Source organism: Streptomyces sp. NPDC033131, assembly GCF_055578365.1.
Genome location: NZ_JBVIPA010000044.1, coordinates 1 through 18,179 on the forward strand (window position 1 = coordinate 1; position 18,179 = coordinate 18,179).

The following is an 18,179-nucleotide window of genomic DNA, read 5'->3' on the forward strand; positions in this document are numbered from 1 at the left end:
CAGACCCCAAGCCGTTCATCTGGACCAAGACCGCCGAAGAGATCCTCGATTCCCTCGCCCGCTTCTGCCGACGGATCTCTGGCGCAGGACACTAGCCGCGCGTGAGCGACAGCAGTTCCCTGGCCGGTCCCACCGGCCGGTGCCCCGTGGGCCACACCGCCCGCAGGTCCCGCGCCAGCGACACGTCCGCCACCGGCACGCTCACCAGCCGCCGCATCGCCAGCTCCTCCCGCACGGCCAGTTCGCTCAGCACCGCCGGGCCCGCCCCGCTCACCGCCGCCGCCTTCACGGCCGTGGTGGAGGACAGCTCGATCAGCGGACGCGCCAGGCCGCCCAGTGCCCTGTCGAGGACCTGACGCGTGCCGGAGCCCTTCTCGCGCAGGATCAGCGGCGTCACCGCCAGCTCCGACGCCTCCAGCGGACGGCGACGGCGGGCCCACGGATGCCCCGGCGCCGTCACCACGATCAGGCGGTCGTGGGCGATGACCACGGAGTCCAGGCCGGTCGGGACGCTGAGCCCCTCGACGAACCCCAGGTCCGCTTCGCCCGACAGCAACCGCTCCGCCACCGCCGCCGAGTTGCCCGCGAGCAGTGACACCGCGGTGTCCGGCCGCTGGGCGCGCAGGGCGAGCAGCCAGCCCGGCAGCAGGTACTCGGCGATGGTCATGCTCGCCGCCACCCGCAGCCTCGAGTCCCGCCGGTCCCGCAGCGCCTGCGCCCCCGCGTCGAACGCCTCGGCCGCCTCCACGATCCGCCGGGCCCAGTCCGTGACGAGCGCCCCGGTGTCGGTGAGCCGGGAGCCGCGCGGCGAACGGTCCACCAGCGCCACTCCCAGCTGGCGTTCCATCGAGCGGAGCCGGCTGCTGGCCGCCGGCTGCGTGATGCCCAGCTCGCGCGCCGCCTGGCCGAGACTTCCGAGCCGGGCCACCGCCAGCAGCAGCTCCAGCGCCCCGAGTTCCGGCACCCGGTGCGACAGCGAGCCGCCCACCGCGTACCGGGAGTTCTCCTGTTCCGCATCGCCGCTCATAAAGACAGCTTATGTCCTCATAGAGACATACTCCCTGGTAGCGGCCCGTCCCCGGCGAGACGGTGGACACATGGTCACCGCAGCCCGGCCCCTCCCCCGTGCCACCGCACACCCGCCGCGCGCCCTCGCCGTCCGCCACCTCGGACCGAACTGGTACGCCTGCGTCATGGGCACCGCCATCGTCGCCACCGCCGGAGCCGGCCTGCCCCTCCACGTCCCCGGCCTGCGCACCGCCTGCACCGCCGTCTGGGCCCTCTCCCTGACGCTGCTCCTGGCCCTGCTCGGCGCCCGGGCCCTGCACTGGAGGCACCACCGCGACCAGGCCCGCGCCCACCTCCTCGACCCGGCCACGGCCCCCTTCTACGGCTGCCTCGCCATGGCCCTGCTCGCCGTCGGCGGCGGCACCCTCACCCTCGGCCGGGACTGGATCGGCACCGAGGCGGCGGTGGCCGTCGACGCCGTGCTGTTCACCGCCGGTACGGTCGTGGGGCTGGCTACGGCCGTCGCCGTGCCGTACCTGATGGCCGTACGCCATCGTGTGGAGCCCGGACAGGCGACGCCCGTGTGGCTGCTGCCCGTCGTCGCGCCCATGGTGTCGGCCGCGCTCGGGCCGCTCCTCGTGCCGTACCTGCCGCCCGGTCAGCCGCGGGAGACCCTGCTGTTCGCCTGCTGCGCGATGTTCGTGCTGAGCCTGCTCGCGACCCTGGCCGTGCTGCCGATGGTCTTCGCCCGGCTGGTCACCGGCGGACCGCTGCCCCTCGTCCTCACCCCGACCCTGTTCCTGGTGCTCGGCCCGCTCGGCCAGTCCACGACCGCCGTCGGCCACTTCGCGGACGTGGCGCCGGGGGTCGTACCGGCTCCGTACGGCGCGGGCTTCGGCGTCTTCGCGGTCCTCTACGGCGTTCCCGTCCTGGCCTTCGCCCTGCTGTGGTTCGGGCTCGCCGCCGCGCACGTCCTGCGCGCCCGGCGGCAGGGCATGGGCTTCGCGATGACCTGGTGGGCGTTCACCTTCCCGGTGGGAACCTGCGTCACCGGCGCCGAGGCGCTGGCCCGGCACACCGGGCTGCTCGCCTGTGACTGGCTCGCCGTCGGCCTGTACGGCGTCCTCGTCGCCGCCTGGGCCACCGCCGCCGTGCACACCACGCGCGGTCTGCTCAGCGGCTCGCTGCTCGCAGCGCCTCGCCCAGCACCCGCGGCGCCTCGGCCAGCGACGGTCCGTACCACGTCAGGTGCCGTCCGCTGACCAGCGCGCAGGGCAGGCCGGGGAAGGCCTCCGGGCCGTCGTCGGCGGTGAAGCGGTAGGGCTCGTCGGGCAGGACGACGACGTCCGGGGCGGCGGCCCGCAGGTCCTCGACGGGGACGCGCGGATAGCGCTCCGCGTGTCCCGCGTACAGGTGGTCGACGCCCAGGCGGGACAGGACGTCGCCCGCGAAGGTGTCCCGGCCCAGGACCATCCACGGCCGTCGCCAGATCGGGACGACCGCTGTCCTGCGGTACTCGGGCGGAGGTGGCGCCGACCAGGCTTCCTCGGCCTCGTCCAGCCAGCGGGGGCTGGTCCTCGCCCCGCAGGCGCGCAGCACGCGCCTCAGTTCCCGCAGGGCCTGCGGCACGTCCCGCACCTCGGTCACCAGCACCTCGACGCCCGCCTCGCGCAGGGCGGCCAGGTCGGGGACGCGGTTCTCCTCCTCGTTGGCGATCACCAGGTCGGGGGCGAGGGCGACGATCCGGTCGACCTTCGGGTTCTTGGTGCCGCCGACGCGCACCACGTCGAGGCCGGCCGGGTGCGTGCACCAGTCGGTGGCGCCGACCAGGGTGCCGGTCTCGGCCACGGCCTCCGTGAGGGACGGGACGAGCGAGACGACCCTCACCGGCGCGGCCGGTCCTGGACCGCCTCGATGTGCTCGGCCACGGCGACGACGACCACACGGGTCTCGGCCACGGTCGCCCGCCAGCGGTGCCGGACGCCGCCGGTCAGGTACAGGGTGTCGCCACGGCCGAGGCGGTAGGCGCGGCCCTCGGCCTCGATCTCGACGCCGCCGTCGGCGACGTACATCAACTGGTCGTTCCGGTACTGGAATTCACGGCCCGCGTCGTGGTCGCCGGTGAACTCCGAGGCGTGCATCTGGTGGTGACCGCGCACCAGGGAGCGCATCCGGGGTTCGAGCGGCTCAGCCTCGGCTCCCTCCAGGCGCACGACGTCGACGCTGCACGCCGGGTCGGCGGCGGCGAGGAGTTCGACCGCGGTGGTGCGCAGGGCGTCGGCGACCTTTTCGAGGGAGCTGCGGCTGGGGCGCGCGCGTTCGTTCTCGACCTGGCTCAGGAACGGGACCGACAGCCCGCTGCGCTCGGCCACGACGGCGAGGGTGAGCTCCAGCGCCCGGCGCCGACGCCGTACGGCCGCGCCCACCCGAAGGGGCTGTTCTTTGTGGTCGCCCATCGCTCGGCTCCCTCCTCGGCTCGTCGGTCCGCTTCCCTCGCGCCACGGTTCGGACTCACTGCTCCTGATGACTTCTCTGCACCCTACGCATGTTCGCCAAACCGTTTCATGCGCCCGTCACATCGCGGACACACCACCTGTCACCGGACCTCACAGATCGCGCCAGGTGATCGGCTCCCCACGGTCGCCGGACGTAGTCGTCTCCCGCGGGACGAAGCGGCCGACCAGCAGGCCGGACGGTGGTCGGGGCCAGAGGTCGGTCACTCTGTGTGATTGGCCGGATCCCGCTCGCGGAGGGGGATCCCTGACATGACCCGAGGACATGACCCGAGGGGCGGGCCCCACCACACGCTGTCAGGACGCGTGGGGAGGCCCGCCCCTCGGGCGGTTTCGGTGCGGCGGCTACCGCGGGGTCATCCGGCCGACCATGTCCGGGTGCTCCTTCAGCCACGCGGCGACCGCTTCCTCCTCGTGGCCCTGGCCGCGCTCGTTGATCTCGGCCTCCAGGCTGCCGAGCTCGTCCTCGCTCATCTTGAAGTTCTTGATCCACTTCGTGAGCCGGGGGTACTGCTCGGGGAACTTCTCGTTGGAGATGGTGCGGATCGTGTTGCCCTCGCCGAAGAACTTCTTGTCGTCCTTCAGCTTGGTGAGGTCGTACTGGCTGTACGCCCAGTGCGGCGACCACAGGACGACCGCGACGGGCTCCTTCTTGGCGTAGGCGCGCTTGAGCTCGGCCAGCATCGCCGGCGTGGAGCCGTCGACGACCTCGTACTCCTTGTCCAGGCCGTAGCCGGGCAGGACCTTCGTCTTGAGCAGGTTCATCTCGCCGGTGCCCGGCTCGATGCCGATGATCTTCCCGTCGAAGAGACCGGCCTTGCCCTTGAGGTCCTCGTAGGACGTGACGCCCTTGACGTACGAGGGCACCGCGATCTCCAGCGAGGTCGGCTCGTACCAGGTGCCCAGGTCCGCGAGTCTGTCCTTGCTCTTGTCCCAGTAGTTCTTCTGCGCGTACGGCAGCCACGCGTCGAAGTTGAGGTCGAGGTCACCGGAGGCGAGGCCCGTGTAGACCGGGCCGACGTCCATCTGCTTGAGGTTCAGCTTGTAGCCGCGCCGCTCCAGGACGTTCTTCCACAGGTAGGTGACGGCGATGTCCTCGTCCCAGGGGAACCAGGCCACGTCGATGGGGTTCTTGGCCTCGGCGGGGGTGGCGCCGGAGCCGCTCGCGAGCGGGGCCAGCTTGTCGACGACGCCGGGGTTCTTCTTCAGCCAGGCGCGGACGGCGTCCTGCTGCTTGCCTTCACCCGCCTTGTTGATCTCGGCTTCGAGGCCGGTGAGCTGCTTCTCGTCCATGTGGAAGTTCTTCAGCCACTCACCGACGACCGGGTTGTCGTCCGCGAAGCCCTTGCGGGCGACCGTGTGCACGCCGTCGCCCTTGCCCCAGGCGCCCTTGGGGTCCTTGAGCTTCTTCAGGTCGTAGTCGCTGTACGCCCAGTGCGGCGACCAGAGCGTGACGACGATCGGGTCCTTCTTGCTGTAGGCCCGCTTGAGCTCGGCCAGCATCGCCGGCGTGGAGCTGTCGACGACCTGGTACTCCTTGTCGAGGCCGTACTCCTTGAGGACCTTGCTCTTGAGCAGGCTCATCATTCCGGCGCTGGACTCGATGCCGGTGATCTTCCCGCCGAAGGTGGCGGCCTTGCCCTTGAGGTCCTCCAGCGAGTCGATGCCCTTCATGTAGGAGGGCACGCTCAGTTCCAGGGAGGTCTGGCCGTACCAGGCACCGAGGTCCTCGAGCTCGCCGCCGTACTTCTTCCAGTACTGCTCGTGGGTGGTCGGCAGCCAGGCGTCGGTCTGGAAGTCGACGCTGCCCTGGGCGAGCGAGGTGTAGAGCGGGCCGGCGTCGAACTGCTTGGTGTCGACCTGGAAGCCGCGCTCCTCCAGGATCTCCTTCCACAGGTAGGTGGAGGCGACGCCCTCGTCCCACGGGATGTAGCCGATGGTGATCTTCTTGCCCTGGCCGACGTCCTTGCCGTCGGCGACGGCCGTGGAGCCGCCCGTGCTGTTGCCGAAGACGCCCATGCCGCCCGCCACGAGGGCGAGGACGACGATGCCGACCACGGCGATCTGCGGGCGCGGCCGGTACGACCAGACCTTCACGCCCTGCGCGGCGCGTGCCCTGGCTGCGGCGCGGCGGCCCAGCGGGGAGACGTGGACGCCCAGGGCGCTGGTCATGCGGTCGAGGTAGATCGCCAGGATCACGATGGCGACGCCGGCCTCGGAGCCGAGCCCGATGTTGAGCTGGCCGATGGCCTGGTTGACGTCGCCGCCGAGGCCGCCGGTGCCGACCATGCCGGCGATCGCGGCCATGGACAGGCCCAGCATGATGACCTGGTTCACGCCGGCCATGACGGTGGGTAGCGCGAGCGGCAGCTGGACGCGCAGCAGTGTGTCGCGCGGGGTGGTGCCGAACGCCTGGGCGGCCTCGACCAGTTCCTTGTCGACCTGGCGGATGCCCAGCTCCGTCATGCGCACGCCGGGAGCGAGCGCGAAGATCAGGGTCGCGACGATGCCCGCGGAGGCGCCGGTGCCGAAGAACAGGATCGCCGGGATGAGGTAGATCATCGCGGGCAGCGTCTGCATGAAGTCCAGCACCGGCCGGACCAGTCCGCTGACCCGGTCGGAGCGTGCCGCCCAGATGCCCACCGGCACGGATATCACCAGCGCGATGAGCGTGGCGACGAGGACGAGCGAGAGGGTGATCATCGCGTTGTCCCACAGTTCGAGGGAGTCGATGAAGGCGAATCCCGCGAAGGTGAGGACACCGGCCAGCGTGCCGCGCAGCCAGAACGCGAGCACGGCGAAGATGCCGGCGAGGATCAGGGGTTCGGGCGCCTGGAGGACGGCGTTGATGCCGTCGTAGGTGCCGGTGAAGACGGTCTTGAGGAAGTCGAAGAGCCAGGCCATGTGGCCGAGCAGCCAGTCGACGGCGTCGTTGACCCAGTCGCCGAGCGGAATCCTAGGCACGGGACACCACCTTGTCCCCGCCCTTGCCCCGGGGGGAGTCGCAGGCCACCGGGGCGCCCTGCTCGTCGCCGAGGAACCCGACGAGCCGCTGTCTGGGTACGACGCCGACGGGTGCGCCTTCCGCGTCGAGGACCGTCACGGGGTGCGTCACACGGGCGCTGATCGCGCACAGTTCGGCGAACGGCGTGTCGGGCGTCGCGGTCTCGCACGAGCACCGGCCCTCGTCGCCGCGCACGTCCGTGTCCATCACGGCGGACGCGGTCAGGACGCGGGAGCGGTCGACGTCCTGGATGAAGGAGGCCACGTAGTCGTTCTCCGGGCGGATGAGGATGTCCTCGGCCGTGCCGTTCTGGACGATGCGGCCGTCGCGCATGACGGCGATGCGGTCGCCGAGGCGCATGGCCTCGTTGAGGTCGTGGGTGATGAAGACGATCGTCTTCTTCAGGGTCTGCTGGAGCTGGAGGAGCTGGTCCTGCATGTCCCGGCGGATCAGCGGGTCGAGCGCGCTGAAGGACTCGTCCATGAGCAGCAGGTCGGCGTTGGTGGCGAGGGCGCGGGCCAGGCCCACGCGCTGCTGCATGCCGCCGGACAGCTCGTCGGGCCAGGACTTCTCCCAGCCGGCCAGGCCGCACATGGCCAGGGCCTCGGCGGCACGCGCCTCCCGCTCGCGGCGGGGCACGCCCTGGACGGACAGGCCGTAGGCCGCGTTCTCCAGGACGCTGCGGTGCGGGAAGAGCGCGAAGTGCTGGAAGACCATGCTGATCTTCTTCGCGCGGACCGCGCGCAGTTCGCGGTCGGTGAGCGCGGTGAGGTCCTGGTCGTCGAAGCGGACACGTCCCGCGGTCGGCTCCAGGAGGCCGTTGAGCATGCGCAGCAGCGTGGACTTGCCGGATCCGGACAGGCCCATCACGACGAAGATCTGGCCGGGCTCCACCGTGAAGGAGGCGTCGATCACCGCCGCCGTGGTGCCGTCGGCACGCAGTTCCTCCCGGTCGGCGCCCTGCCGGAGCCGTTCGACTGCCTCGTCCGGTCGTCTGCCGAACACCTTGTAAAGCGCTTCGGCCTCAAGTCTGGATGACACGCGTACCTCTTGTCTCGACGGCCAGGAACGGAAGGCGAGGGGCCACTGAAAGTTGAATGCGCAACCGGCATCGCTCCGGAAGCCGCACCTGCCCTGGCCGGTTCGGGCCAAACGCACAGGTGGTCCAGTTCACAGGACGTTTACGCGCGGTAAGCGCTGCGTCGCCGACACGTCTCTGTCCGTGGCGTACGGCATGATGCGTGGCGTGACCGGACGACTGATGCTCCTCGACACCGCCTCGCTCTACTTCCGCGCCTACTTCGGCGTGCCGGACTCCGTGAAGGCGCCGGACGGCACGCCGGTGAACGCCGTGCGCGGACTTCTGGAGTTCATCGACCGCCTGGTCAAGGACCACCGCCCCGATCACCTGGTGGCCTGTATGGACGCCGACTGGCGTCCCCACTGGCGGGTCGAGCTGATCCCCTCCTACAAGGCCCACCGCGTCGCCGAGGAGCACGTGGCGGGCCCGGACGAGGAGGAGGTGCCGGACACCCTCTCACCGCAGGTGCCGGTCATCGAGGCCGTCCTCGACGCGCTGGGCATCGCGCGCGTGGGCGTGGCGGAGTACGAGGCGGACGACGTGATCGGCACTTTCACCGCGCGGGCCGAGGGCCCGGTCGACATCGTCACCGGCGACCGCGACCTGTACCAGCTGGTGGACGACGGGCGCGGGGTGCGCGTGCTGTACCCGCTCAAGGGCGTCGGCATGCTCCAGCTCACCGACGAGGCGTGGCTGCGGGAGAAGTATGGGGTCGACGGCAGGGGGTACGCAGATCTTGCGCTGCTGCGCGGCGACCCGAGCGACGGCCTGCCGGGGGTGCCCGGCATCGGCGAGAAGACCGCGGCCAAGCTGCTCGCCGAGTTCGGCGACCTGGCCGGGATCATCGCCGCGGTCGACGACCCGAAGGCGAAGCTGACGCCGACGCAGCGCCGACGCCTGGACGAGTCACGGCCGTATCTGGCGGTGGCACCGAAGGTCGTCAAGGTCGCGGACGACGTGCCGTTGCCGGAGGTCGACACGGCGCTGCCGCGGGTGCCGCGCGACGCCGTGGCACTGAAGGAGCTGGCCGCCCGCTGGGGGCTGGGTGGATCATTGCAGCGGCTGCTCGCGACGCTTGTCGCGTAGGCGGCAGGGGGTTTTCTTGAAGAGGTGTTTGCTTACCAACCTCTCATGTGGGGGGTGTTCACTAGAGGGGAAGTGCTAACTTAGGTAACCCTAAGCAAAGGGAACTGGGAGGCCGCCATGGCAGAACGACCGGGACGACAGCCGCGGAAGCCCCACTTCGCGCAGGTCATCCGCACCGAACGGCTGACCCCGCACATGCAGCGCGTCGTGCTCGGCGGCGAGAGTCTGGCCGACTTCTCGGCGGACACCTGCACCGACCACTACGTCAAGCTGCTGTTCCCGGCCGGGGGCGCGACCTACCCCGAGCCCTTCGACATACAGCGGATCCGCGAGGAGTTCCCGCGCGAGCAGTGGCCCGTGACCCGGACGTACACGGTCCGCGCCTGGGATCCCCAACACCGCGAGCTGACACTGGACTTCGTGATCCACGGCGACGAGGGCCTGGCCGGACCGTGGGCCCTGCGCGCCCAGCCGGGCGAAACCGTGTGGTTCATGGGCCCCGGCGGCGCCTACGCCCCCGACCCGGCCGCCGACTGGCATCTGCTCGTCGGGGACGAGTCCGCGCTGCCCGCGATCGCGCGTTCGCTGGAGGCGCTGCCCGCCGGCACCCGCGCCCACGCCTTCATCGAGGTCTCCGGTCCGGAGGAGGAGCAGAAGATCGACTCCGATGTGGAGGTCGTCTGGCTGCACCGCGGCGAGGGCCGCATCGGCGACGCCCTGACCGAGGCGGTACGGGCCCTGGAGTTCCCGGAAGGCCGCGTGCACGCGTTCGTGCACGGCGAGGCGCACTTCGTGAAGCAGCTGCGCCATCTCCTTCGGGTGGAGCGCGCGGTCGCCCGCGAGGACCTGTCGATCTCCGGCTACTGGCGGCTCGGCCACGACGAGGACGGCTGGCAGGCCTCCAAGCGGGACTGGAACGCGCGCATCGAGGCGGAGCAGGAGGGGGCGGCGCCCGCCGCCTGACCTGTCGAACTCAAGGGCGGCCCATGCTGGAGCACGGGCCGCCTTCGCGTCACCCCACGACCACCGCACTGAAGGGCCGACCCCCGAAGCAGACGCGATACATCGCGATGGCGAGTCGGCGGCAGGAGCGTGAGCACTTGGGCCCGCTACAGATACGGCGGCGTCATGCGGGCGAAACAGGGGCTACCTAATTTCTGTCACCCGACAGGAATTCCGCTCCCTGCGCTGAAGGCAGGTGCCGCCGTGACGACCACCACCACCTCCGAGGTACGCCCCGATCCCCCGCACTCCCCCGACGACCGCTCCCTCACCGAGTTCGGCTACCGCCAGGAACTGCACCGCAGCCTGGGCCGGTACGCGTCCTTCGCAGCCGGGTTCTCCTTCATCTCCGTCCTGACGACCGTCTTCCAGTTCTTCGCCTTCGGGTACGCGTTCGGCGGCCCCGTCTTCTTCTGGACCTGGCCGGCGGTACTGGTCGGGCAGCTGATGGTGGCCGCCTGCTTCGCCGAACTGGCCGCCCGCTATCCGATCTCCGGCGCCATCTACCAGTGGTCGTCGCGTCTTTCCAACCTCACCTTCGGCTGGTTCGCCGGCTGGATCATGGTGATCGGGCAGATCGTCGTGGTCGCCGCCGCGGCACTGGCGCTGCAGCTGGTGCTGCCGGCGATCTGGTCCGGCTTCCAGCTGATCGGCACCGACTCGGCGATCACCTCGGCGGACGGCGCGGCCAACGCGGCCGTCCTCGGCGTGATCCTGCTGTCGCTGACCACGCTGGTGAACATCCTCGACAACCGCGTGATGTCCGTGATCAACCGGGTCGGCGTCACCGCCGAGATCATCGGCGCGGTCCTGATCGTCGTCCTGCTGCTGACGCACTCCGAGCGCACCCCCGGCATCACCTTCCACACCGAGGGCGCCGCCCAGTCCGGTCTCCTCGGGGCCCTGCTGGTGGGCTCGTTCGCGGCGGCCTACGTGATGATCGGCTTCGACAGCGCGGGCGAGATGAGCGAGGAGACACACCATCCGCGGCGCACCGCGCCCCGCACCATCCTCGTCGCGCTCGGCGCGGCCGGCCTGCTCGCCATGCTGATCGTCCTCGGCGGCCTGCTCGCCGCCCCCAGCCTCACCGACGGGCGTCTGGCCGTGGACGGCCTGAGCTACGTCCTCACCAGCAGCCTGGGCGACGGCGTCGGCCGCGTCCTGCTGGCCGACGTGGTGGTGGCGATCGCCGTGGCCACCCTGGCCATCCAGACGGCCGCCTGCCGGATGCTGTTCTCCATGGCCCGCGACGGCCAGCTCCCCTTCTCCGGCCGCCTCGCCAAGGTCAACCCGCGCACGGGCATGCCGAGCGCCCCGGCCCTGGTGGTCGGCGTCCTGGCGGCGGCGCTGCTGCTGCTCAACTTCGCCTCCCCGGACGCCTTCCTGGCCATCGGCACCACCTGCATCGTGATGCTGTACCTGGCGTACGCGATGGTCACCGGCCCGCTCCTGGTCCGCCGCCTGCGCGGCGAGTTCGGCGCCGAGGGCGAGGCCACCGACGAGACGGGCGCCCGCCTCTTCTCGCTCGGCCGCTGGGGCGTTCCCGTCAACGCGCTGGCCCTCCTGTACGGCCTGTTCATGACCGTCAACCTCGCCTGGCCGCGGGCGGCGGTGTACGACCCGGCGGGCGGGCACTGGTACTTCCAGTGGTTCACGGTGCTGTTCCTCACCGTGACCGTGGTGATCGGCGTGGCCTACCGGGCGTACAAGGCTCGTGCGGCGGTGGCGGAGGTGCCCGAGGCGGTCGCGGTGTAACAGCCCGCTCGGTCGCGGCGTACCCGCTTACGCTTGCCCGTGATGACACGCAGCCGCCGGATCCCGCCCTCTCCCCTGCCGCAGCGCGAGGGGGTGGATCCGGTGCGGGTGCGGCTGCCCGTCGAGGGGCCGTGGGCCACCGTGCGCGCCCACCTGACGGAACGGCTGTCCGGAGCGGGTGCCGGCGTGGTCGACGGGCTGTTCGAGGCCGGGCGGGTCGTCGGGGCGGACGGGCGGGCGGTGGCGCCGGACGCGGCCTTCGTGCCGGGGATGTTCGTGTGGTTCCACCGGGACCTGCCGGCCGAGGTGTCGGTGCCGTTCCCGATCGAGGTGGTGCACCGCGACGAGCACATCGTCGTCGCCGACAAGCCGCACTTCCTGGCCACCATCCCGCGCGGCAGCCATGTCACCGAGACCGCGCTCGCCCGGCTGCGCCGGGAGCTGGGCATCCCCACGCTCGGCGCCGCGCACCGGCTCGACCGGCTCACCGCCGGTCTGGTGCTGTTCACGGTGCGGCCCGAGGAGCGCGGCGCGTACCAGTCGCTGTTCGGCGACCGCCTGGTGCGCAAGGAGTACGAGGCGGTGGCCCCGTACCATCCCGGGCTCGTCCTGCCCCGGACCGTGCGCAGCCGGATCGTGAAGGAACGCGGGGTGCTGGCCGCCTACGAGGTCGAGGGCGAGCCGAACGCGGTCAGCCGCGTCGAACTGGCCGAGGCCGGCGGGCCCGGCCTCGGCAGGTACCGGCTCACTCCCGCCACCGGGCAGACCCACCAGCTGAGGGTCCATATGAACGCCCTCGGCGTGCCCATCCTCGGCGACCCGCTCTACCCGGTGGTGACCGGCCCGGTGCCGGCCGGTGACTTCCGGCGTCCGCTCCAACTTCTGGCGCGGAGCCTGGAGTTCACCGATCCGGTCACGGGGGTGGCGCACCTCTTCCGGAGCGCGAGGACTCTTCAGGCCTGGTCCTCGTACGACGAGTGGGCGGGTCAGTAACCGCGCCACCAGCGCACGAAGCGCCGCCAGGCGCCCATCGGCCGGACCGGCTCCGGCGTCGGCACGGGCGGCTGCGGCGGGGCCGCGACCGGCTGGGGCTGGGCCACGGCCGCCGGAGCCGGCTCCGGCGGGTGGGTGCCGACCTGCCAGTTGGACCGCTGGGAGGGAACCGCGGCGTGGCCGGGCTTGTCCTTCACGTCCTGCTGCGGCCTCGGGGCGAACCGCACGGGCAGTTCCACCAGGTGGCGCGAGGCGATCGACTCGGCCCAGCTCAACTGTTCCTCGTCGCAGTCGAGTTCGACGTCCGGCAGTCGCATCAGCAGCGCGTCGACGCCGGTGTCGGCGATGGCGCGGCCGATGTCCTGGCCGGGGCACTCGTGCGGTCCGCCGCCGAAGGCGAGGTGGGAGCGGTTGCCCATCATGTTGGCGGACAGGTCCGGGCGTACTCGTGGATCGATGTTGCCCGGCGCGATGCCGAACAGCATGCCGTCGCCCTTGCGGATGCGCCGGCCGCCCAGTTCCGTGTCCTGCTTGGCGAAGTACGCGAGGACCGTGCTGATCGGCGGCTCGTCCCACAGGGACTGCTCCACCGCCTCGGGAACCGTCATCTGGCCGCCGCTGAGCTGGGCGCGAAAGCGCGGGTCGGTGAGCACCATGCGCAGCACGTTGCCGATGAGGTTGACCGTGGACTCGTAGGCGGCGAAGAGGACGAGACGCAGGTGCTCCCTGACCTCGTCGTCGGTCAGACGGGCCGGGTGGGTGATGAGGTGGCTGGTGAAGTCGTCCTCGGGCTGGGCACGGCGCCGGGCGGTGAGCCGGCTCAGCGCGTCCATGACGTAGCCATGGCTGGCGATCGCGGTCTCGGTGCCCTTGAGCGCGTCGCGGGCCGCCTGCACGAGCCGCTCGCTGTACTCGTCGGCCATGCCGAGGATCTCGCACATCACGGCCATCGGCAGGTGCTCGGCGAACTCGCTGACGAGGTCGGCCGTGCCCTGTTCGCAGAAGCGGTTGACGAGCCGCTGGGTGTGGCGGTTGATGTGCCGGCGGATGCCCCGGTGGTCGATGGTCGAGATGGCGCCGTTGACCGCGCCGCGCAGCCTGAGGTGCTCGTCGCCCTCGGCGTGCGAGGCGATGGGCTGCCAGGCGATGTGCGGCATGAGCGGGTGGTCGGGCTTGACCATGCCCTCCTGGAGCGGGGTCCAGATGCGGCTGTCGCGGCAGAACTGCGAGGGGGTGCGCAGCATGTGCAGGTTCTCGGTGTGGCCGAGCACCACCCACATCGGTACGTCGTCGTGCAGCAGCACGGGAGCCACCGGGCCGTGCTCCTCCCGGAGTTGCTCGTACAGGGACCCGAGGTCCTCCGCCTCGGGGCCGTAGAGCCGGTGCAGTCCGCCGGGGCCGCGGCCGTGGGCGGGGCAGCCGGGCGGCGGGCCGACGGAGGGGTCCGTACCGGTCAGGGAGTGGGATTCAGGCGTCACAGTGGTTGCTCCGAAGTGGATCCGGTGTCCGTGTCTGTCTGCGGGGCCGGGCCTGGCCGGCTGGGAAGCCGTGTCCGGCGTGGGAGCCGTATCCGGCCGGGGCCGGCCGGTCGCGGCGGGTGCGCGGTCATCGTCGTAGCGAGCCCGTCGTGGCGAGGGAGTGCAGGAAGCGCATCAGGGTCATCAGGGTGTCCCGGCTGGAGGCGCGGCGGCGCGCGTCGCACTCGATGATGGGGATGTCCGCGCTCAGGTCGAGTGCCGTGCGCAGTTCCTCGACGGGGTAACGGGGCGCGTCCGGGAAGGAGTTGACGGCGACCACGAAGGGCACACCGCGCTCCTCCAGGCGACCCATCACGTCGAAGCTGACCTCGAGCCGGCGGGTGTCGATCAGCACGACCGCGCCGAGCGCGCCCTCGAACAGGCCGTTCCACAGGAACCAGAAGCGTTCCTGGCCCGGGGTGCCGAAGAGGTACAGCACGAGCTGGTCGGTGATGCTGATGCGGCCGAAGTCCATGGCCACGGTGGTGGCCGTCTTGGTGTCGGAGCCGTAGTTGTCGTCGACTCCGACGCCGGCCTGCGTCATGGTCTCCTCGGTGGTCAGCGGTTTGATCTCGCTGACCGAGCCGACCATGGTCGTCTTGCCGACCCCGAAGCCGCCGACGATGACGATCTTCACCGCGGCCTCGGCGGTGTGCGGGAGGTGGTCCTCGGTTCGTGGACCCGTGATGGTGTCAGAGCTTTTGAAGTCCATGCATCACCGCTTCGAGGAGGGAACGGTCGGCCAGCGCCTGGCGGATGACCGGGGCGCGGACCGTCACCAGTTCGGCCGCCACCAGCTCGGTGAGCAGGACGGTCACCACGCTGAACGGCAGGCTGAGATAGGCCGACAGTTCGGCCACGGACAGGGGGGCGGTGCACAACCGGAGCAGCGCCGCCTGCTCGGGCGTGGCGGAGGGCGGTGGGTCGGCGCGCGCCACGATTAACGTGACCAGGTCGAGCTCGACGCGCTCGACGCCGTCGGGCCCGGTGATCACGTACAGCCGCTCGGGGTTCTTCTTCGGCCCCTCCGGGGGTTGCTGTTCCTCCTGGGGGGGTTGCGGAACCGGTTCTGGCGTGGGGAATCGCCGCTGGCGTTGCGGAGGAGTCATACGGTCTGGCCGTTGCGCCTGGGCGGGCTGGTGAGGTGCGCGCCGATCCGGATGACCAGGTCGCTCATGCGGGCGCTCATGAAGCCGGGTTCGGCGCGCACGTCGGAGAGCACCGCGAGGTAGGCGTTGGCGCCGGCGGCCATCAGGTAGAAGTAGCCGCCGTGGATCTCGATGAGCACCATCTTCATCTGGCCGTCGCTGCCCGGGATCTCCTGGGCGACGGCGGTCGCCAGGCTCTGCAGGCCGGCGCAGGCCGCGGCGACGCGGTCGGCGGTGTCCGGGTCACCGCCGTGGCGGGCGATGCGCAGGCCGTCGGCGGACAGCACCACGATCATCTGGATGCCCGGTACGCCTTTGGCGAGGTCCGTGAGCATCCAGTCGAAATTGCCTCGCTGCTGGATCACTGGGGGTTCCCCTCGTCGTCGGCCTCGACGCGGGCCGGTTCGTTGGTCGGCTGGGTGAATGCGGTGGGGGCGGGGCGCTTGAGTCCGTCGAAGAACGCCTGGACCCACAGGCCCGGCGGGGGACCGGGTGCCTTCTCGGGCTCCGGCTCGGGCTCGCGCTTCGCGGTCGACCAGATGGTCGGCCTGCCCTCCCGTTCCGCCTGTTCGATGGCGGCCTGTTCGGCGTACCGCTGGGTGAGCGAGGTCTTGACCCGGCTGCGGCGCTGCGGCAGGCCGTTTGCGGTCCACTCGGTGACCTCGGGGACGTCGTCCTCCATGGAGAGCGCGGCCGTGAACTTGGGGCTGGTGGGGCGGCGCTTCTTGACCGTGCGCTTGGGGCCCGGGAGGGCGCCGAGGTCGACCTGGGGCACGGCGGTGGCGCCGATGCCGTGGGCGAGTCCGACACCGGGTTCGGAGGTGAGCATGTCGCTCGGCACGACGAGGATCGCGCGGACGCCGCCGTACGCGGAGGCGCGCAGCGACACCTGCATGTCGTACGTCTTGCAGAGCCGGCCGACGACGGCGAGGCCCAGGCGCGGGGACTCGCCGAGGTCCTCGAGGTCGAGGCCCGCCTTGGCGCGTTCCAGCATGCCCTCGGCCTTGGCGCGGGTCTCCTCGCTGAGGCTGACGCCCGCGTCCTCGATCTCGATGGCGACGCCGGTCTGCACCTCGGTGGCGGTGACGTGGACCTTGGTCTGCGGCGGGGAGTAGCGGGTGGCGTTGTCGAGGAGTTCGGCCGCGGCGTGGATGACGGGCTCGACGGCGGTGCCCTTGACGTTGACCTTGGCGATGGACGACAGGTCGATGCGCCCGTACTCCAGGATCCGGGACATGGCGCCGCGCAGCACGCTGTACAGCGCGACCGGTTCGGGCCACTGACGGCCGGGCCGGCCGCCGCCGAGGACGGAGATGGAGTCGGCGAGCCGGCCGATCAGCGCGGTGCCGTGGTCGATGCGCAGCAGGTCGTCGAAGACCTCGGGGTTGCGGCCGTGGTCCTCCTCCATCTCGCGGAGTTCACTGGCCTGTTGGTGGACGATCGCCTGGACGCGGCGGGCGATGTTGACGAAGGAGCGCTGCGTGGAGTCGCGCAGGACTTCTTCCTGGTCGACGATCTTGAGCACGGTCTTGATCAGCGACACTTGCGCTTCGGGGAGGCCGCTCCACGCCGGGTTGAGCAGGCCGAGGTCGCGAATCACCTCCAGGGGTGTATGTCCACTGCGCATTCGGTCCAGCGCGGCCGGCGCGATCTCCTTGGCGAGGCGCGTCATCTCCTCGTCGTGGGCAGCGATCCGCCGTTCCAGATACGCGGTGTGACGGGCATGGTCCGTACGCAGGTCCCGCAGCGCGCGGCGGCGCCGGGTCGCGTCGGCCGCCGTCACGATCACCAGGAGCGTGGCCACGGCTCCGCACAAGCCGACGGCCAACCGGGCCGGTTCCGTCACCACGGCGACGGCGGCCCCGGTCACCGCGGCCATCAATATGGCGGGCAGCAACAGCACGCGCGCGTAAGGAAGTTCACGGCGACCTGGAGGAGATTGAACACTCACCATGTGGGCCCTCTGAAACAAATCGGCTGGGAGTCGGGGGAGCTTGCAGGGGGGTTTGTCATGGATCTGTCGGGATCTTCGGGATGTTTGGGAACAAGCGCACGAATACATCTCAACTCGGTGCGCTGCGGGCGAGCTTAGTCCGACCGGATCATCGCCGTGTCATATTCGGCAAGCACCTGAAACGGGGTCGCGGACAGGAGTACGCTCAGCTTCATTTACACGCTGGGCATTCATTCGCACACGGTGTGTCACGGCGTACGGGCATACGAAAACACCCACCGTGACGAGTGAAGTGCCCCTGGCGGGAGCGCGCGAGGAGCTCAGACCCCCGCGATGCGCAGCGCGGCGTCCGCCGTGGCCTCCGCGAACGCCGACACCGGGCGCTCGGGGTCGGAGCGATGGACGAGGATGACTCCCTCGATCAGCCCGAACACCAAGTCCGTACGAAGATCGAGCTCACCTTTGGCGAGCGTGCCGCCCGCCGCGGTGGCGGCGAGCAACTGCCGGTAGGCGTCCTTGAGTTCGGCGCGTACGGCATGGAAGCCGGCGAACCCCTCGGTGCGCACCTCGGGCAGCAGGTAGAGGACGCCGAGGTTGTGCGGCCCGCCGCACAGCACCTCGACGTCAGCGCGGCACAGCTCCCACAGCCGGCCCTCGGCCGGGGTGGCGTCGTCGGCCAGCAGTTCCCGGGCGTACGCCAGCGAGGGCGTGACCGTGGACTCCAGGAGCTCGGCGAGCAGCCCCTCCTTGCCGGAGACGTAGTGGTACATGGACGCCTGCCGCATGCCCGCCCGCTCGGCGACGGCACGGGTGGAGGTGGCCGCGTAGCCGAGCGTGGTGAACAGCTCCGCGGCGGCGGCGAGCAGTTCCTCGCGCGGTTCGAGGCCGCTGTCCGGCCGCTGCGCCGCCCGCGGCCTGCCGACCCGTCGGCTCCGGTCTGCACCTGCTGTCCCCATGCGTTCGATCCTCGCACACGCCCGCCCGCGGTGATCTTCGTGAGGGCCCGGTAACCGAGCGGCAACGAGGCGGCAATGCCGGCGACCCGCCCCGCCTCTAATTTCTGTCAAACGACAGAAATTAGGCATCAGCAGGACGAACGACACACGGAGCCGGAGGAC

The 18,179-nt window shown here is 70.9% G+C and carries 16 protein-coding genes; 5 read left to right on the forward strand and 11 right to left on the reverse strand.

Going from position 1 to position 18,179, the window contains the following annotated elements:
- Positions 1 to 91 precede the first annotated feature (91 nt).
- Positions 92 to 1,027, reverse strand: coding sequence for a LysR family transcriptional regulator (locus ACZ5XS_RS37720; RefSeq protein ID WP_468659155.1), 936 nt, complete (start codon positions 1,025 to 1,027; stop codon positions 92 to 94).
- 70 nt (positions 1,028 to 1,097) lie between these two features.
- Here ACZ5XS_RS37720 and ACZ5XS_RS37725 point away from each other — a divergent pair, with 70 nt between their 5' ends.
- Positions 1,098 to 2,270: a TDT family transporter gene (locus ACZ5XS_RS37725; protein ID WP_468659157.1), complete on the forward strand. Its 1,173-nt coding sequence runs from the start codon at positions 1,098 to 1,100 to the stop codon at positions 2,268 to 2,270.
- Here the strand turns inward: ACZ5XS_RS37725 and ACZ5XS_RS37730 are convergent.
- The 4 genes from ACZ5XS_RS37730 to ACZ5XS_RS37745 all read right to left on the reverse strand — a co-directional run bounded on the left by ACZ5XS_RS37730 (position 2,182) and on the right by ACZ5XS_RS37745 (position 7,566).
- Positions 2,182 to 2,895: a helical backbone metal receptor gene (locus tag ACZ5XS_RS37730; protein ID WP_468659159.1), complete on the reverse strand. Its 714-nt coding sequence runs from the start codon at positions 2,893 to 2,895 to the stop codon at positions 2,182 to 2,184. The genes ACZ5XS_RS37725 and ACZ5XS_RS37730 overlap by 89 nt on opposite strands.
- Positions 2,892 to 3,464: a helix-turn-helix domain-containing protein gene (locus ACZ5XS_RS37735; protein WP_468659161.1), complete on the reverse strand. Its 573-nt coding sequence runs from the start codon at positions 3,462 to 3,464 to the stop codon at positions 2,892 to 2,894. The genes ACZ5XS_RS37730 and ACZ5XS_RS37735 overlap by 4 nt, the downstream gene beginning before the upstream one ends.
- A gap of 402 nt (positions 3,465 to 3,866) precedes the next feature.
- Complete coding sequence (locus ACZ5XS_RS37740) at positions 3,867 to 6,485, reverse strand: ABC transporter permease/substrate binding protein (RefSeq protein WP_468659163.1); 2,619 nt, start codon at positions 6,483 to 6,485, stop codon at positions 3,867 to 3,869.
- The gene (locus ACZ5XS_RS37745) at positions 6,478 to 7,566 is read right to left on the reverse strand and encodes a quaternary amine ABC transporter ATP-binding protein (protein WP_468659166.1); all 1,089 of its coding nucleotides are present in this window, start codon (positions 7,564 to 7,566) and stop codon (positions 6,478 to 6,480) included. Before ACZ5XS_RS37745 ends, ACZ5XS_RS37740 begins: the two co-directional genes overlap by 8 nt.
- Before the next feature lie 196 nt (positions 7,567 to 7,762).
- Here ACZ5XS_RS37745 and ACZ5XS_RS37750 point away from each other — a divergent pair, with 196 nt between their 5' ends.
- The 4 genes from ACZ5XS_RS37750 to ACZ5XS_RS37765 all read left to right on the forward strand — a co-directional run bounded on the left by ACZ5XS_RS37750 (position 7,763) and on the right by ACZ5XS_RS37765 (position 12,442).
- Positions 7,763 to 8,692, forward strand: coding sequence for a 5'-3' exonuclease (locus tag ACZ5XS_RS37750; RefSeq protein WP_468659248.1), 930 nt, complete (start codon positions 7,763 to 7,765; stop codon positions 8,690 to 8,692).
- Positions 8,693 to 8,809: 117 nt separating this feature from the next.
- Complete coding sequence (locus ACZ5XS_RS37755) at positions 8,810 to 9,655, forward strand: siderophore-interacting protein (protein WP_468659169.1); 846 nt, start codon at positions 8,810 to 8,812, stop codon at positions 9,653 to 9,655.
- 243 nt (positions 9,656 to 9,898) lie between these two features.
- Complete coding sequence (locus ACZ5XS_RS37760) at positions 9,899 to 11,449, forward strand: amino acid permease (RefSeq protein WP_468659171.1); 1,551 nt, start codon at positions 9,899 to 9,901, stop codon at positions 11,447 to 11,449.
- A gap of 42 nt (positions 11,450 to 11,491) precedes the next feature.
- Positions 11,492 to 12,442, forward strand: a complete 951-nt coding sequence (locus ACZ5XS_RS37765) for an RluA family pseudouridine synthase (protein ID WP_468659173.1) — start codon at positions 11,492 to 11,494, stop codon at positions 12,440 to 12,442.
- Here the strand turns inward: ACZ5XS_RS37765 and ACZ5XS_RS37770 are convergent.
- The 6 genes from ACZ5XS_RS37770 to ACZ5XS_RS37795 all read right to left on the reverse strand — a co-directional run bounded on the left by ACZ5XS_RS37770 (position 12,436) and on the right by ACZ5XS_RS37795 (position 18,017).
- Complete coding sequence (locus ACZ5XS_RS37770) at positions 12,436 to 13,920, reverse strand: cytochrome P450 (RefSeq protein ID WP_468659175.1); 1,485 nt, start codon at positions 13,918 to 13,920, stop codon at positions 12,436 to 12,438. The genes ACZ5XS_RS37765 and ACZ5XS_RS37770 overlap by 7 nt on opposite strands.
- A gap of 127 nt (positions 13,921 to 14,047) precedes the next feature.
- Entirely contained in the window at positions 14,048 to 14,671 is a 624-nt protein-coding gene (locus tag ACZ5XS_RS37775) for a GTP-binding protein (protein ID WP_217239741.1), read from the reverse strand.
- Positions 14,652 to 15,068, reverse strand: a complete 417-nt coding sequence (locus tag ACZ5XS_RS37780) for a DUF742 domain-containing protein (RefSeq protein WP_468659177.1) — start codon at positions 15,066 to 15,068, stop codon at positions 14,652 to 14,654. The genes ACZ5XS_RS37775 and ACZ5XS_RS37780 overlap by 20 nt, the downstream gene beginning before the upstream one ends.
- Positions 15,065 to 15,472, reverse strand: a complete 408-nt coding sequence (locus tag ACZ5XS_RS37785; RefSeq protein ID WP_468659179.1) for a roadblock/LC7 domain-containing protein — start codon at positions 15,470 to 15,472, stop codon at positions 15,065 to 15,067. Before ACZ5XS_RS37785 ends, ACZ5XS_RS37780 begins: the two co-directional genes overlap by 4 nt.
- Positions 15,469 to 17,061, reverse strand: coding sequence for a sensor histidine kinase (locus ACZ5XS_RS37790; RefSeq protein ID WP_468659181.1), 1,593 nt, complete (start codon positions 17,059 to 17,061; stop codon positions 15,469 to 15,471). The genes ACZ5XS_RS37785 and ACZ5XS_RS37790 overlap by 4 nt, the downstream gene beginning before the upstream one ends.
- 320 nt (positions 17,062 to 17,381) lie before the next feature.
- Entirely contained in the window at positions 17,382 to 18,017 is a 636-nt protein-coding gene (locus ACZ5XS_RS37795) for a TetR/AcrR family transcriptional regulator (RefSeq protein WP_468659183.1), read from the reverse strand.
- Positions 18,018 to 18,179 lie beyond the last annotated feature (162 nt).

What these genes read in the sequence shown, in the direction of transcription:
- ACZ5XS_RS37725 (WP_468659157.1), top strand. Translation starts at nt 1,098, where the DNA reads ATGGTCACCGCAGCCCGGCCCCTCCCCCGTGCCACCGCACACCCGCCG.
- ACZ5XS_RS37780 (WP_468659177.1), bottom strand. Translation starts at nt 15,068, where the DNA reads ATGACTCCTCCGCAACGCCAGCGGCGATTCCCCACGCCAGAACCGGTT.
- ACZ5XS_RS37735 (WP_468659161.1), bottom strand. Translation starts at nt 3,464, where the DNA reads ATGGGCGACCACAAAGAACAGCCCCTTCGGGTGGGCGCGGCCGTACGG.
- ACZ5XS_RS37765 (WP_468659173.1), top strand. Translation starts at nt 11,492, where the DNA reads ATGACACGCAGCCGCCGGATCCCGCCCTCTCCCCTGCCGCAGCGCGAG.
- ACZ5XS_RS37790 (WP_468659181.1), bottom strand. Translation starts at nt 17,061, where the DNA reads ATGGTGAGTGTTCAATCTCCTCCAGGTCGCCGTGAACTTCCTTACGCG.
- ACZ5XS_RS37750 (WP_468659248.1), top strand. Translation starts at nt 7,763, where the DNA reads ATGCGTGGCGTGACCGGACGACTGATGCTCCTCGACACCGCCTCGCTC.
- ACZ5XS_RS37755 (WP_468659169.1), top strand. Translation starts at nt 8,810, where the DNA reads ATGGCAGAACGACCGGGACGACAGCCGCGGAAGCCCCACTTCGCGCAG.
- ACZ5XS_RS37720 (WP_468659155.1), bottom strand. Translation starts at nt 1,027, where the DNA reads ATGAGCGGCGATGCGGAACAGGAGAACTCCCGGTACGCGGTGGGCGGC.
- ACZ5XS_RS37795 (WP_468659183.1), bottom strand. Translation starts at nt 18,017, where the DNA reads ATGGGGACAGCAGGTGCAGACCGGAGCCGACGGGTCGGCAGGCCGCGG.
- ACZ5XS_RS37775 (WP_217239741.1), bottom strand. Translation starts at nt 14,671, where the DNA reads ATGGACTTCAAAAGCTCTGACACCATCACGGGTCCACGAACCGAGGAC.